The organism is Flindersiella endophytica, from assembly GCF_054779015.1.
In genome coordinates, this window is record NZ_BAAGYY010000027.1 from 150643 (window position 1) to 164954 (window position 14312).

Sequence of the window (14312 nt, forward strand, 5' to 3'; positions counted from 1 at the left end):
ACGCTCCAGCAGGGGATAGGCCGGATGCTGGCCGAGCCCGCCGACAGGTTCGCCGCTGACGGGTGCCGGCCTGGCTGCGGGCCAGCAGCAGCAACCCGTCCAGCACCCACGCGAGTACGGCGGCCAGCCCGGTCACGACGACCAGTGCCATGCGCGCCTGGAGTAGCGGCGCGGACAGGGTGTCGTTGACCAGACTGTCAGCCAGCTCGTGCAGTTCCGTTCGGGCGGCGGTGTCGGAGCCGAGCACCCGTCCGGGCCCAGGCCGTGTTTCAGAAGTATCGCCGGACTCGCCACGCGGCGGAGCCGCAAATGCGCACCGTCGTCGGACGCGCTCTATTGAATGTGCGCCTCCGGCGCGTGGCCCGCATCCACGCTGACGGCACCGCGAACCTCACCCGTATGCCCGACACGCCCTTCGGCCCGATTCTCGAGCAGGATAGGGAGAGTGCGCATCGGGCACGGCGCCGCGGACGCCATCGGAGCACAGTCGCGCTGCCGGGACCGATGCCGCGAACCCGTGCCGCGTGTCCGATCGGGAGTCGCGGCGCCGGGTGCGGTGAGCTCACGGATTCGAGCCATCCGCCACAGACGCTCTCCATCAGCGCGTCCGGCGCGCAGCTCATCGGCGGTTCCCGCCCTGCCGGTGGCGGCAGCCCGCGCCAAAGCCGCACATCCAGCAGTGCGGGCAGGCGCCACACCTGCGTGCTGCATCGTCACGCCGCGGCCCGCTCCGGCCACGCCGGCGATGGCCACGGCGCCCGGCTCGAGCTTGGCGAATACCCGCCGGGGCAAGGCTGTCCTTATGCGTCGGGGAAGGAGAGCTCGACGTCGTGTTCGTGGTCTTCGCCGCCGGTGATGCGGAGGGTGCAGGCCGCCGGGGGCTGGGCGGTCGCGACCAGGGTGTATTCGCCTTCCGGAACGTCGACGAAGCGGTAGGCGCCGTCCGGGCCGGCGGCGGCGACGTTGAGGACGCGGCCCGTCGAGTCGATCAGGGTGACGCGGGAGTCCGGGAGGGGGCGGCGGCCGAGCTTGGTGCGGATCGTGCCGTGCAGGCGGGCGCCGCCGACGAGCTCGACGTCCTGGTGGATCTTGCCGGTGTCGGGTACGTGCACGACCAGGGCCACCGGGCGGTAGGCGCGGGCGCTCACCGCCATGGTGTAGCTGCCGGCCACCAGGTCGCCGAAGGAGTATTCGCCGTCGCTGTCGGTCGACGAGGTGGCGACCACCTCGCCGTGGAGGTTGGTCAGCGTGACCGTGGCCGACTCGACCGGACCGCCACCAGTGCGGCGGACTCGGCCGATCAGGCCGCTCTCCCCGCTCAGCACGACCTCGAGCCGGTCACCCGCGTCGTCGAGCTCGACGACGGTCGCGTGGGGGTGGAAGCCGTGGGCGCTGACGATCAGGATGTACGTGCCGGGCTCCACCGGGTCGACGAGGTAGCCCCCCGGCTGGTCACCGCCGGAAGCAGCCCGGCCGCGCGCGACCTGCTGACCGGCCAGGCTGGTCAGCGTGAGTGCGGCGGCCTCGACCGGCTCGCCGTCGCTCTGGCGGACGGCGACCCGCAGCGGCTGCGGGCCGTCCTCGATCGCCGGTGCCTCAGCCGCCGGAACCGCCTCGGCCACCGCGACCGGAGCCGGCACCGCGTCGTACGGCTGCTCGAGCTCCGGCTCCACGTCGGACTCGAACCCCCGCCCACCCATCGCCCCGGCCCCCATCCGAGGCACGTCGCCTGCGAGCTCCGGCTCGGCGTCGAGCTGGGACGGCAGGTTGATCGGACGGGTGGTGGGTGGGGGCTGTGGGACGGCGTGCACGGAAACCTCCACGACGGTCGGCTTGGACGAGTCGGCGGGCGAGCCGGAACGCAAGGGCTTCTCCTTCAGGAACAGGGCGAGCAGGAATCCGAACGCGAGCACCGGCAGGCCGAGCAGGAACGTCGGCGGCAGCGCCTCGGCGTAGGCCTGCTCGATGCCGCGCACCACGGCGTCCGGCAGGTCGGGCAGCAGGGCAGGCGTCAGCGCGGAGATCGGCGGCAGCACGGCCTGCGACCCCGCCGGCAGGTCGGCGGCGAGCCGTTCGATCAGCCGGTCGGTGAAGATCGCACCGAACAGCGCCGCGCCGACGCAGCCGCCGAGCTGCCGCAGGTAGGTCGCCGTCGCGGTGGCCGCGCCCAGGTCGCTCTGGCGTACGGCGTTCTGCGTGGCGACGATCAACGTCGGCAGGACCAGCCCGATGCCAAGGCCCACGACCGCGGTGAAGATGCCGAACTGGACCCGACCGGTCTGCTGGTCGAGCAGCGAGAGCAACGCCATGCCCACGCCGGCGATCACCGTGCCGAGGATCGGGAACGCCTTGTAGCGCCCGGTCCTCGTCATCAGCCGGCCGGCCGTCATCGAGCCCACGAGCAGCCCGAGCACCATGGGCAGCATCAGCAGCCCGGACTCCGTGGGCGAGGCGCTGTCGACCATCTGCAGGAAGATCGGCAGATAGACCAGCGTGCCGAACATCGCCACGCCCAGCGCGATCGCGATCAGCCCGGCGAGGTTGAAGATGCTGCTGCCGAACAACCGCAGGGGTACGAGCGGTTCGCGCGCGAACCGCTCCACCAGAACGAACAGCCCGAGTGCGAGCACGCCGCCGCCGATCAGCTCGAGCACGATCGGCGACGTCCAGTCGTAGCGCGTGCCACCCCAGCTGGTGGCCAGCACCAGGCAGGTGGAGAACGCGGCGAGCAGCAGCGTGCCGAGAAAGTCGAAGCGAGGCTGGACATCCGGCTTGGGCAGCTTCAGCACGATTCCGGTGACCAGCAGCGCGACGACGCCGAGCGGGAGGTTGACGTAGAAGCACCAGCGCCAACTCGCGTGCTCGGTGAACAGCCCGCCGAGCAACGGTCCGGCGACCGACGCCAGCCCGAACACCGCGCCGATCAGGCCCATGTAGCGCCCGCGCTCCCGGCTCGGCACCATGTCGGCGATGATCGCTTGCGCTCCGATCATCAGACCGCCGGCGCCGATGCCCTGGATCGCCCGGAAGATGATCAGCTGCTCCATCGAGCCGGCCCAGCCGGCCAGCGCCGACCCGACCAGGAACACCACGATCGCGAACTGGAACACGCCCTTGCGCCCGAGCAGGTCGCCGAGCTTGCCGTAGACCGGCAGCACCACGGTGGAGGCCAGGAGGTAGGCCGTGACCACCCACGACAGGTGCTCCAGACCGTTCAACTCGCCAACGATCGTTGGCAAAGCGGTGGCGACGATCGTCTGGTCGAGCGCGGCGAGCAGCACCGCGAGCATCAGCGCGCCGAACACGACCATGGTGCGGCCGGTGCCAGGCCGGTCGGCGGATCCGGTCGGCTCGCCGGTCACCGGCCCGGCATCCGGGCCGTGCGATTCGGCGTCCGGCCCGGCTGACGTCGTGCGGTAGGACGGTGCCGGCAGCTCGGTCGTGGTCACGATCTCACCCCGCGGTTTGGTGCTGCTTTGCTGGGAAAAGACCTTACTCTAGGGGTCCGACAGAATGCGGAGAGCCACCGGCCGTGCGCCTGCTTGACGTCCCGGTCCGGCGCTGCCAATCTCGGACCGATGCTCGAGGAACTTTCGACCGTACGAACGGACGTGGAGCAGCCGCCTCCCCGCGGTAAGCGGGCGATCGTGCTGCTCGTCGCGCTGGCCGTTCTGGTCGCCATCGCGCTGGGCGGTCGTTGGATCCTCACCCGCGAGGAGCCGCTCGTCGTCGAGCAACCCACCGGTGTCTCGCTCGGCTACCGCGGCGCCGGCGACCAGCAGATCTTCGTCAGCCTCGACCTGCAGCCGGTACGCAACACCAGCGGCGATCCGCTGAAGCTCGTCAAGGCCGAATTGCTTCCCGATCCAGCCTCCGCCGGCCCGCACTGGGCCACCGTCTCCGACGTCCGCGTCCTGCCCGGCGGCATCAACGCCAAGGCCGCGAGCGGCGTCTGGCCCGACGACGCGGGCGGCGCGCTGTCGGCGCCCAAGCTGGCCGGCTTCTCCCTGCCGCCGGACGAGTCGGTCCGGCTGTTGTTCGTCGTACGCCTGCCGGCGGTGGCGCAGTCGGAGAACGAGGCGTTCTCGATGAGCCAGCGCTGGACGCGGGTGCGCCTGAGCTATGACAAGGGCGGCGACGTCGAGGTGGTCGACGCCTACACCACGATCAACCTCTGCGTTCCGTCTGCCACGGCCTGCGAAGGCGCCGCGGCACCGCAGTGACAGCCGCGGACGGCTCAACGGAGCGCTTGGCCAGGCTTCAGAGGATGAGCCCATCAGGCCCTCCCGAGTCCGAGCGGCTCCTCACCGACGCGGAAGTGCCGCCGATCGTCGCCCGGATCGCCGGCGGCGATCCGATCCAGCTGGTCTGGCACAACGACCTCGACGGGCGAACGTATCGGGTGCATCGCGGCGCCGGCACGGAGTACGTCAAGTGGTCACCCGACGATCCTGAGATCGATCTCGAGATCGAGGCGCGGAAGCTCACCTGGGCCGGGCGGTTCATATCGGTCCCAGAGGTGCTGGACCACGGCCGCGACAGTGACACGTCGGCCTGGATGCACACCAGAGGGATCCCAGCGGAGTCCGCCATCGCGAACCGATGGAAGGCGGAACCGCGGCGCGCGGCCCGGGCCATCGGCGCCGGGCTGCGAGCGATGCACGATCGGCTTCCGGTACGCGAATGTCCCTGGTCCTGGCGGATCGCCGATCGTGCCAGCATGAAGGGCCTCACCGGCAACGAACTGGTCGACGATGCTCCACCAGAGGACGATCTGGTCGTCTGCCACGGCGACGCCTGCTCCCCCAACACCCTCGTCGCCGACGACGGCAGCTGCGCCGGACACGTCGACCTCGGCAGTCTGGGCGTCGCGGACCGCTGGGCCGATCTCGCCGTCGCCACGTACGCCCTGACCTGGAACTACGAGCCCACCTACGAGAACGAGCTGCTGGACGCGTACGGAATCGACCGCGACGAGGATCGCATCGGCTACTACCGCCGCCTCTGGGACGCCGAGGGCGAAAACTCGTAAGGGCTTTCCGCCCCCACGACACCTCCGCTTCCCCCATAATGTGTGGCTCCCGATTCCACGTAACGCGTAGCAAAGGAGCTACTTCTATGGCAGGAACCATCGGCAAGCGCAGGAATGTCGCCGCCGTTTGGTTGCTCTTACCAATCGTCACCCTCGGCATCTACTCCCTCGTCTGGTACTACAAGGTGAACCGGGAAGTGAAGGAGTACGACAGCGAGATCAAGGTCAGCCCGGCCAAGGCCGTGCTGACGATGCTGTTCGGCTGGATCCTCGTCGTCCCGCCGTTCATCTCGGTCTACAACACGGGCAAGCGGATCGCGCAGGCCCAGAAGACCGCCGGTCTGGACAGCCAGTGCAGCCCCGTCGTCGGCCTGATTCTGGTCTTCGTCGCCGGGCTGCACACGCTCTACTACCAGTCCGCGCTCAACCAGATCTGGGAGCGGCACGGCGGCCAGGGCGAGGCCGCCAAGGCGGCTCCGACCGCCACGGCTGCGGCTGAATAAGCCCAGCTCAGCAAGCCTGCCGCGGACCCCGCGGCAACCACGGGCGCCGGCATCCACGCCGGCGCCTGACAGCACCTCCCAGCACCTCTCAGCGCTTCTCAGCGCCGTGTGCGGGGTTTGTCAGCGGCCGCCGGAACACTCACCGGTGTCCGCACCAAACGACGAACCCCGCACCCGGAGGTGTCCACAATGTCGTACGCGATCCAGGCTGAAGGCCTGGTGAAGCGGTTCGGGAAGACGACGGCTCTGGCCGGTGTCGACCTGGCCGTACGCAGCGGCAGCGTGCAGGGCATGCTCGGCCCGAACGGCGCCGGCAAGACCACCGCTGTCCGCATCCTTTCCACGCTCATCCGCCCCGACGAGGGCCGCGCCGAAGTCGGCGGCTACGACGTCGTCAAGGACGCGCACAAGGTCCGCCAGCTGGTCGGCCTCACCGGCCAGTACGCCTCGGTCGACGAGGAGCTGACCGGCTTCGAGAACCTCGTGCTGATCGGCCGCCTGCTCGACCTGCCGCGTAAGCAGGCCAAGCAACGCGCCACTGAGCTACTCGAGAGCTTCGAGCTCGCCGACGCCGCCAAGCGCCCGGCCAGTACGTACTCCGGCGGCATGCGCCGGCGCCTCGACCTGGCCGCGAGCCTGGTCGGACGGCCGGCCCTGCTCTACCTCGACGAGCCCACCACCGGACTCGACCCGCACGCACGCGGTGAGGTCTGGGGCATCATCCGCGGCCTGGTCGCCGACGGCGTGAGCGTGCTGCTCACCACGCAGTACCTCGACGAGGCCGACCAGCTGGCCGGCGAGATCACGGTGATCGACCACGGCCGGGTCGTCGCGAACGGTACGCCGGCCGAGCTGAAGGCCAAGGCGGGCGCGCAGACGCTGGAGATCCGCCCGGCCGACCCACGCGACCTCCACGCCGTCGCACAGCTGATGCGGGAGGTCACCGGCCGCACGCCGACTCCGCTGGCCGACAAGACGTTGTTGACAGTGCCGGTCGACGACCCGGCGGTGATGTCTGCCGCCGTCCGCCGGCTCGAGGAGCAGAGCATCGGCGTACACGAGTTCGCGATCCGGCTGCCCAGCCTGGACGACGTGTTCCTCACGCTCACCGGCCACAAGGCCGCGGACGAGGCAAGCTCAGAAGGGAAAGCGTCATGACCACGCTCGTAGACACCCAGACCCCGACCCGCATGAACCCCGTCCACGCGTTGCGCCACTCCATGACGTTGACCTGGCGCTTCCTGGTCAAGGCCAGGCGCAACCCGGAGTCGTTCTTCGACGTGACGGTGCAGCCGATCATCTTCACGGTGTTGTTCGTGTTCATCTTCGGCGGTGCGATCAGCGGCAACTGGCGCGACTATCTGCAGTTCCTGCTGGCCGGCATGCTCGTCCAGAACACCATCTTCCTGACGATCGGCACCGGCCTCACGTTGAACAACGACATCGACAAGGGCGTGTTCGACCGGTTCAGATCGTTGCCGATCGCGAGGTCGAGCCCGTTGATCGGCGCCGTACTCGGCGACGCGTTGCGGTACGCCTTGTCGATCGTGATCCTGATCGGTTTCGCCGCCATCCTCGGGTTCGACTTCACCAACGGGTTCCTCGGCACGGTCGCCGCGGCCCTGGTGGTGCTGGGATTCGCCCTCGCGCTGTGCTGGGTGTGGGTCTGGCTCGGGCTCACGATGAAGAAGCCACAGGGCGTCCAGGCCGCCGGCTTCCCGGTGATGATGCTGCTGACGTTCGGCAGCAACGTGTTCGTGCCGGCCAACACCATGCCGGGATGGCTACAGGCGTTCGTCAGCGTCAACCCGGTGCACTTCCTGGTCGACGCGTCCCGCGGCCTGATGCTCGGCGGCCCGGTCGCGAAGCCCTTGCTGTACAGCGCCCTGTGGGCCGTCGGCCTGCTCGTGGTGTTCGTCCCGCTGGCCCTGCGCGCCTACCGGCGACGGACCTGACAGCCGCCGGCCCGGCTGACCACGCTCTCCATCCACGTACGAAAGGAAGATCAAGCATGTCCGAGAAGAAGACCGGGACGCTGGACGTTCCGGGTGCGAGCCTCTACTACGAGGTCCACGGCGCCCCGGCGCAACCCTCGACCACCACCCCTGACACGCTGCTGATGATCTCGCCCGGCCTGGGCGACTGCGGCTTCTACAGCCGGGTGGCCGAGATCCTGTCCGACGAGTACCTCGTGCTGACCTACGACCGGCGCGGCAACTCGCGCAGCAGGCAGACCGACCCGGACGCGCCGTTCGGCGTCGCCGAGCAGGCCGAGGATGCCAGGCGCGTGCTCGAGGCGTTCGGCGAGGCGCCGGCGTACGTGTTCGGCGGGAGCGGCGGCGCGATCGTCACGCTCGACTTCGCCGCCCGCTTCCCGGAGCTGGTACGTACGGCGATCGCCCACGAGCCGCCGCTCGTCACGTTGGTGGCGGACGCCGGGCAACTGGCCACGGCCACCGAGGAGATCTACGCGACCTACCTGAGCGAAGGCGCCTACCCCGCCATGGCGAAGTTCGGCGAGACGTTCGACAGCGAGCCGCAGCGCGAGCCGGACCTCGAGGCCGACAACCCGTGGGACCCCGAGATCGAGCAGCGGCTGGCCGGCAACTTCGACGTCCTGCTGGGACGGGAGATGCTGCCGTTCACGCGCTACACGCCGGACTTCGCGGCCCTCAAGCGCAGCGGCAGGCAGGTCATCTTGGGTGGCGGCGACAAGTCCGGCGACACGAGCCCGGCGTTCCGCTGCGGACTCGCGGTCAGCGAACGGCTGGAGACGGAGTTCGTGGTGTTCCCCGGCGACCACGCGGGCTACCTCACTCAGCCGGCGCGCTTCGCCGCCAAGCTTCGCGAGGTTCTGCACCGTCGCTGACCAGCCGCACGGCCTCATCGCGAGGCATCCGGAGGCCGCTGTCGTACGCCTCGGAGAACGCGGCCGGCCCCAGCAGCTCGCGCACCCGTTCCTCCGTTCGCAACGGGTCGGTGCCGCTGCGGTCGGCCACGCCACGCACCTTCGTCTCGACCCCGAGCAGGAACGCCGCCTGCTCGGGGTGGCCCTCCAGCAAGGCGAGTCCGGCCTGACGTTGGATGGCGATCGCCAGCATCGGCAGGTCGGCGACCGCCATCGCGCAGGCGACCGCCTCCCCGATGGTGGCGGCGGCGGCTTCGGCGTTGCCCTCGAGGATCTCGACGTCGGCGAGCTGGCTGAGCACGATCGTACGGATCTGGGGCGGCCCGGAGTTCTTGCCGACCTGCACGGTGCGCGCGAGCTCCAGCTCCGCCCGGCCCTCGGCCAGATCGCCCACGGCCACGGCGATCTCGGCGAGCGCACAGTGTGCCCACACCATGGACTCGCTCTGGCCGTAGTACTCGGCGAGTGCCAGCGCCTCCCGGATCTCCCGGCGGGCCCGTTCGACCTCGCCGGCCCTCGCACGTTCGCTCGCGATCCGGATCATCGTCTCGGCCTCGTCGTCGACCGAGCCGAGCTCACGGATCAGCCGTAACGCATCCTCGAACGCGGCGATCGCGCCGGCGTGATCGCCTTCCAGGGAAAGCGTGGACGCGTCGACCCGCATCGTCATCGCCAGGCCCCAGCGGTCGCCGAGCTCGCGGAACACCTCCTTCGCGGCCCGGAAGTCCGTGCGGCTCGCCTCCACTTCGCCTTCGTTGTCGGAGATCGCGCCACGGAAGAACAGGCCGAGTCCGTAGCTCCACGGGTCGAGCCGCGGCAGCACCTTGGTCAGCCGTTCGCGCGCGACCTTCCGGTCGGTCTGCTGGAACATCGCCATCGCGGCTTCCAGCAGCATCAGCATGGGATAGTCGGCGAGATCGGCCTGCTCCGAAAGGCGTTGCGCCTTCGCGATCCACTCCTGGCCCTCGTCCATGGAGCCTTCGGTGATCACGCTGATGCCGTGGAACATCCAGACCACCGCGCGTTCGGTCGGCGGCGCCTCCCCCGGCACGTTCGCGAGCTCTGCCAGCATGGTTGAGCTCTCGGCACGCAGGCCCTGCATGAACCAGTACCACATCAACGCCGCGCCGAAGCGAACAGCGAGATCGGCATCCTGGTGGTCGACTGCCCAGCGGACGCCCGCGATCACGTTGCCGTAGTCGGCACGCATCCGCGCGATTCCCCGCAGCTGCTCTTTGGTACGCAGCGACGGCTCGACCGCCTCGACGAACTCGGTGTAGTAGCGCGCGTGGGCGTGCCGGACCGCGTCGGTCTCGCCGGCCTCGGCAAGGTGGTCGGCGGCGTACGCGCGGACGGTTTCGAGCATCCGGTAGCGGGTCTCGCTCGTCGTCTCGTCGGGCGAGCTCTCCAGCAACGACTTGTCGACCAGCGCGTCGAGTACGTCGAGCACCTGCTCGCGCGGCAGGCCGTCGCCCGCGCACACCGCTTCCGCGGCGTCGAGCGTCGCGCCGCTGGGGAAGACGGCGAGCCGCCGGGCCAGGGTACGTTCGCGCTCGTCGAGCAGGTCCCAGCTCCACTCGACGACGGCCCGCAGGGTCTGGTGCCGGGGCAACGCCGTGCGGCTGCCGCCGGTCAGCAGGCGGAACCGATCGTCCAGCCGGCTTGCGATCTGAGCCGGTGAGAGGACGCGAAGGCGGGCGGCCGCGAGCTCGATCGCCAGCGGCATGCCGTCGAGCCGGCGGCAGATCTCCGCGACCGCGCCGACGTTGGCCTCGGTGACGGCGAAGTCGGGGACGACGCCGCGAGCGCGGTCGGCGAACAGCCGGACCGCCGGATAGGTCATCGCCTCGGACGCCGGGGTGCCGTCCGCGGGCTGGCCGAGCGGCGGGATGGGGTACTGCATCTCCCCTGCCACGCCGAGGGATTCGCGGCTCGTGGTGAGGATGCGAAGGTCCGGGCAGTCGGTGAGCAAACGGTCGGCGAGCTGCGCGGCCGCCTCGACGACGTGCTCGCAGTTGTCGAGTACGAGCAGCGCCTGCCGGTGTGCGAGCGCGTCGATCAGGCTCGTCGTCGCGTCGCGTACGGTCGGGATGTGGCCGAAGCTCGGCCGGTCGAGGATGCCGGCCTCGCGGACGCCGACCGCGGTCGCGACCGCCTGCACGACGTCGATCGGGTCGGCCACGGACGCGAGCTCGACGAACCAGGCCTGATCGCCTTCCTCGTCGGCCCGTTTGGCCAGCAGCTGCACTGTCAACCTGGTCTTGCCCGCACCTCCGGGGCCGATGACCGTGACCAGCCTGGACTCCTCGACCAGCCTGCCGAGCCGGACCAGCTCGGTCTCGCGTCCGACGAAACTGGTCAGCGGAACCTGGATGCGCTGCCGCCGGCGGCGAGGCCCGGCCTCGGGCTCCTGCCGCAGTACGGCGAGGTGGATCGCGGCGAGCACCTCACCCGGGTCCGTACCGAGCTCGTCGGCCAGCGCCGCGCGAACCCTCTCGTACACCGCGAGCGCCTCGGACTGCCGGCCGACGGCGTACAACGCTCGCATCAGCAGGCCCTGCAGGCGTTCGCGTAACGGATGCGCGGCCGCGAGCGGCTCGAGGTCGGCGACCACCTCGGCATGCCGGCCGAGCTCGAGCTCGGCCGAGATCCAGTCCTCGGTGGCAGCGAGCCGGAGCTCCTCGAGTCTGGCCGCGGGCGCCGTGGCGAACGGCGCCTCGAGTACGTCGCTCAGCGCGGGTCCGCGCCAGAGTTGCCCGGCCGCACGCAGCCGGTCGGCCGCTCGCTCGGGCTGTTTGGCGGTCAGGGCCGCGCGGCCCTCGCCCGCGAGGCGCTCGAAGCGATGGACGTCGACCGCTTCGGTGTCGAGCGCGAGGCGGTAACCGCTGGGCTGGGACTCGATCAGGTCGGGTGCCTGGAGTACGCGGCGGAGCCGGGACATCAGCGACTGCAGCGCGTTGACCGCACCGGCCGGAGGCTCCTCGCCCCACAGCCCGTCGATCAGCGCGTCGGTGGTGACGATCCGGCCGGGATCGAGGGCGAGGCGGGCGAGCAGGGCGCGCAGCCGGAAGCCGCCGACCTCCACCGGCCGGCTCTGGTCATCCCAGACCTCCAATGGGCCCAGCACCCCGATACGCACGACCCCAAGCTTCCCACGTGGATACTCAAGAGAGAGTCAAGTAACGCCCTCTGCGATGCAGCAGCGGGTCGGCGTCGTCTCCGAGCTCGACGTGCTCGAGCTCTCCGTCCACCGCGAGTGACCAGCCGATCTCACGTGCGTCCAGCAGCCGGCAGCCGGCCCACGTCGAGACCCCGGCCGGAACCGGGCCCCACTCGGTGTCGCGCCAGGTGCCCGTACGGAACGGACCGCCCGGTGACGGCATCAGCCCGGCGAAGACCTCGGGCAGGTCGCGATGCTCCCAGCGCAGCACGGACACGGCGAACCGCCCGGACTCCTCGATCAGCTCCCAGAGCTCGGTGTCGGCGTCGACCAGGCCGAGCACGTGCCCCGGCTCACCGTCGGCGACCACGACCGCCGAGATCGGGAGCCCGGCCCGCTGGGTTCCGGCTGGGCCGGTTGACAGCGCGGTCCACAGCGTGACCGGCGCGGTCAGCCGGCCGCGCAACCGTCGGACCGGGCTGCGCTCGTTCTCGGGCGGCAGGAACGGATGCTGTCCAGAAATCACCCCGTCAGTCTTGCAGGACGGCGACGTCGATCCCGATCACGGCGGCGGTGAGGATGAACGCGGTCAGCACGGCGACCAGCAGCGTGACCACCTTGGTGACGGCGTTGGTGCGCGCGGTGGCGTACGACGCGATCCACGAGATGCCGGCGAACACCAGGCAGCACACCAGCGGCACCCACTGGCCGGCCGCCGCGCCGAACCAGCGTTGCAGCAGCTTCCACAACAGCGTGATGACCGTCGTCGCGAACGTGAGGTTCATCAGCGTGGGGACGGTCAGCAGGCTGCTGACGGTCTTCGGCCGCGGCAGGTACGCCGGTGCCTGCGGAACGGCGGACGGCTGCGGTTGTGCCTGTGTCTGTGTTTGTGCCTGTGCCTGTGCCTTGGCCGGATCGGCCGCCGAGCCCGCGAACAGCGGGTTCTCCCGGTTCGCTGCGGTGGCCTTGGCGCTCCGGCTGGTCTTGGCAGCCGGGGCCGGAACGGGAGCCGGAGGCGGAACCGCCGCCGGCGGTTCCGCGGCGGGCGGCTGCCCGTTGCTCTGGCTCAGCTCGTTGCCCGGCGGCGGCAGCTGGACCTTCGTGCCCACCAGCTCCGACCAATCCATCCGTGATCCGTCCTCCCGCTCAGGCTCCGTCGCAGCTCCGTCACTGGGGCGGGCAAGGCTTCGCCGCGCCCTGCCGCCCGGTGTCGGGAAGAGGTTCTACAGCCTGCCGCGACCGTCGCGCAAGCCGTCGCGCGCCGCTACGCCGAGGTCCGGGAAGTCGGTGAAGAAGGCGTCCAGTCCTTGTCGGATGAACAGCTGAATTTCACCCACTCCGTCACCATGCGCCGCCGGGTCCGTGCCCGTCCGGAAGTCGACGGGAAGGAAGCTGTTCTCCGTCCGGAACGTCCAGGACACGACCGAGAGGCCGGCCCGGTGCGCGTCGCGGACGAGCGTGGTCGGAGCGAGCAGCCTGCCCGCGGAGTCGCGCGGGATGATCCGGCTCTTCTCCACCGAGGCGTAGTCGGCGAAGCTCGCGACGAAGCGCAGCCCGTCCGGCCGGACGAGATCGTCGTAGGTACGCGGGTCGCCCTTGGCTACGAAGTCGTACGGCGCGCCGGCCGCGTCGATGTTCAGCGCGATCGGCACCTGGAGCTTCCGGTTGACCTCCTGCAGGTTGCCGACCTCGAACGACTGGACGACGACCTTGGAGTTCTTCTGGTCGAGGTGGTTGCGCCGAAGCGTCGCGATCAGCGGCTCCTCGAGCGACTTGCCGATCGAGTCGAAGTAGGTCGGGTGCTTGGTCTCCGGCGCGACGCCGATCGCGCGGTGCCGCCGCTTCGACTCACGCTTGGCCAGGTCGATGACCTGCTGGAAGGTCGGGACCTCGAACTGTCCGTCATAGGCCGTGTTGGCCGGGCGCAGTTGGGGTAGACGCTCCTTGGCGCGCAGCGTCTTCAGCTCGGCCAGGGTGAAATCCTCGGTGAACCAGCCGGTGACCGCGTTGCCGTCGATCGACTTGGTCGTACGGCGGCTCGCGAACTCCGGGTGGTCGGCCACGTCGGTCGTACCCGAGATCTCGTTCTCGTGCCGGGCGACGAGCACTCCGTCCTTGGTCGACACCAGGTCGGGCTCGATGTAGTCGGCACCCTGCTCAATGGCGAGCTGGTACGCCGCGAGAGTGTGCTCGGGCCGGTAGCCGCTGGCGCCGCGGTGGGCGATGACGATCGGATCGGGCCGCGCACGGTCGTGGCCCGTCCTTGGCGTGTGCGGTTGTGGTGCCGCGTTGCCGGCGGACGTGCCTGTGACGGGACCGATCGCGAACGCCATCGTGCCCATTGTCGCGCCCAGCACGGCCAAGGAGAGTGAACGTATGAAGCGGGAACGCTGCCTGGGCATCGCGTCCCTCCCTGTGGTTCGGAGTGTTGAAAAGACCTTCGCCGAGGGAACCGGATGCTGTGATCCTCCGTTCAAACAGCAAGCGGCGTCCAGGTGACAGGCGGCTTTCAGACTCCTTCGCGGGATCTTGACGGACCTCGGTCCGGCAGGTAAACATGCAGGGAGTCACCGCATGTTCACGTCGTGACGTCCAATGCTTGAAACGCCATCCCAAAAATGGCGTAGGCATGAGAAGATGAGGTCCTTCGTCGACGTCGGCGGCCGGGTCTTAGACATATCGCATTGGGGCTATGTGTGCGGACCGGTC

12 protein-coding genes are annotated in these 14312 nt (G+C 69.9%); 6 read left to right on the forward strand and 6 right to left on the reverse strand.

Annotated features, from left to right (window positions below; all coding sequences use genetic code 11):
* Together ACYVF6_RS32995 and ACYVF6_RS33000 are read right to left on the reverse strand one after the other, a co-directional pair.
* On the reverse strand, positions 1 to 247 hold a 247-nt coding region (locus ACYVF6_RS32995), incomplete at its 3' end, for a hypothetical protein (protein WP_460526895.1).
* A 553-nt stretch (positions 248 to 800) separates the two neighbouring features.
* On the reverse strand, positions 801 to 3449 hold the full coding sequence (locus ACYVF6_RS33000; RefSeq protein ID WP_460526897.1) for an MFS transporter: 2649 nt from the start codon (positions 3447 to 3449) through the stop codon (positions 801 to 803).
* A 129-nt stretch (positions 3450 to 3578) separates the two neighbouring features.
* On the opposite strand from ACYVF6_RS33000, the gene ACYVF6_RS33005 reads away from it, so the two are divergent.
* The 6 genes from ACYVF6_RS33005 to ACYVF6_RS33030 all read left to right on the forward strand — a co-directional run bounded on the left by ACYVF6_RS33005 (position 3579) and on the right by ACYVF6_RS33030 (position 8404).
* Positions 3579 to 4223 (forward strand): hypothetical protein, encoded by a 645-nt coding sequence (locus ACYVF6_RS33005; RefSeq protein WP_460526898.1) that lies wholly within the window; start codon positions 3579 to 3581, stop codon positions 4221 to 4223.
* Between the two features lie 44 nt (positions 4224 to 4267).
* Complete coding sequence (locus tag ACYVF6_RS33010) at positions 4268 to 5032, forward strand: phosphotransferase (RefSeq protein WP_460526900.1); 765 nt, start codon at positions 4268 to 4270, stop codon at positions 5030 to 5032.
* 86 nt (positions 5033 to 5118) lie between these two features.
* The gene (locus tag ACYVF6_RS33015) at positions 5119 to 5535 is read left to right on the forward strand and encodes a DUF4234 domain-containing protein (protein WP_460526902.1); all 417 of its coding nucleotides are present in this window, start codon (positions 5119 to 5121) and stop codon (positions 5533 to 5535) included.
* A 189-nt stretch (positions 5536 to 5724) separates the two neighbouring features.
* Positions 5725 to 6693, forward strand: coding sequence for a DrrA family ABC transporter ATP-binding protein (locus ACYVF6_RS33020; RefSeq protein WP_460526904.1), 969 nt, complete (start codon positions 5725 to 5727; stop codon positions 6691 to 6693).
* Positions 6690 to 7490, forward strand: a complete 801-nt coding sequence (locus ACYVF6_RS33025) for an ABC transporter permease (RefSeq protein ID WP_460526906.1) — start codon at positions 6690 to 6692, stop codon at positions 7488 to 7490. The genes ACYVF6_RS33020 and ACYVF6_RS33025 overlap by 4 nt, the downstream gene beginning before the upstream one ends.
* Before the next feature lie 56 nt (positions 7491 to 7546).
* Entirely contained in the window at positions 7547 to 8404 is an 858-nt protein-coding gene (locus ACYVF6_RS33030) for an alpha/beta fold hydrolase (protein WP_460526908.1), read from the forward strand.
* Here the strand turns inward: ACYVF6_RS33030 and ACYVF6_RS33035 are convergent.
* From ACYVF6_RS33035 to ACYVF6_RS33050, 4 genes are all read right to left on the reverse strand, one after another.
* Positions 8349 to 11582, reverse strand: coding sequence for a BTAD domain-containing putative transcriptional regulator (locus ACYVF6_RS33035; protein WP_460526910.1), 3234 nt, complete (start codon positions 11580 to 11582; stop codon positions 8349 to 8351). The two genes, ACYVF6_RS33030 and ACYVF6_RS33035, sit on opposite strands and share 56 nt — an antisense overlap.
* Positions 11583 to 11607: 25 nt before the next feature.
* The gene (locus tag ACYVF6_RS33040) at positions 11608 to 12129 is read right to left on the reverse strand and encodes a flavin reductase family protein (RefSeq protein ID WP_460526912.1); all 522 of its coding nucleotides are present in this window, start codon (positions 12127 to 12129) and stop codon (positions 11608 to 11610) included.
* A gap of 4 nt (positions 12130 to 12133) precedes the next feature.
* Positions 12134 to 12730, reverse strand: coding sequence for a hypothetical protein (locus ACYVF6_RS33045; RefSeq protein ID WP_460526914.1), 597 nt, complete (start codon positions 12728 to 12730; stop codon positions 12134 to 12136).
* 96 nt (positions 12731 to 12826) lie between these two features.
* Complete coding sequence (locus ACYVF6_RS33050; RefSeq protein ID WP_460526916.1) at positions 12827 to 13960, reverse strand: glycerophosphodiester phosphodiesterase; 1134 nt, start codon at positions 13958 to 13960, stop codon at positions 12827 to 12829.
* Between the last annotated feature and the right edge of the window lie 352 nt (positions 13961 to 14312).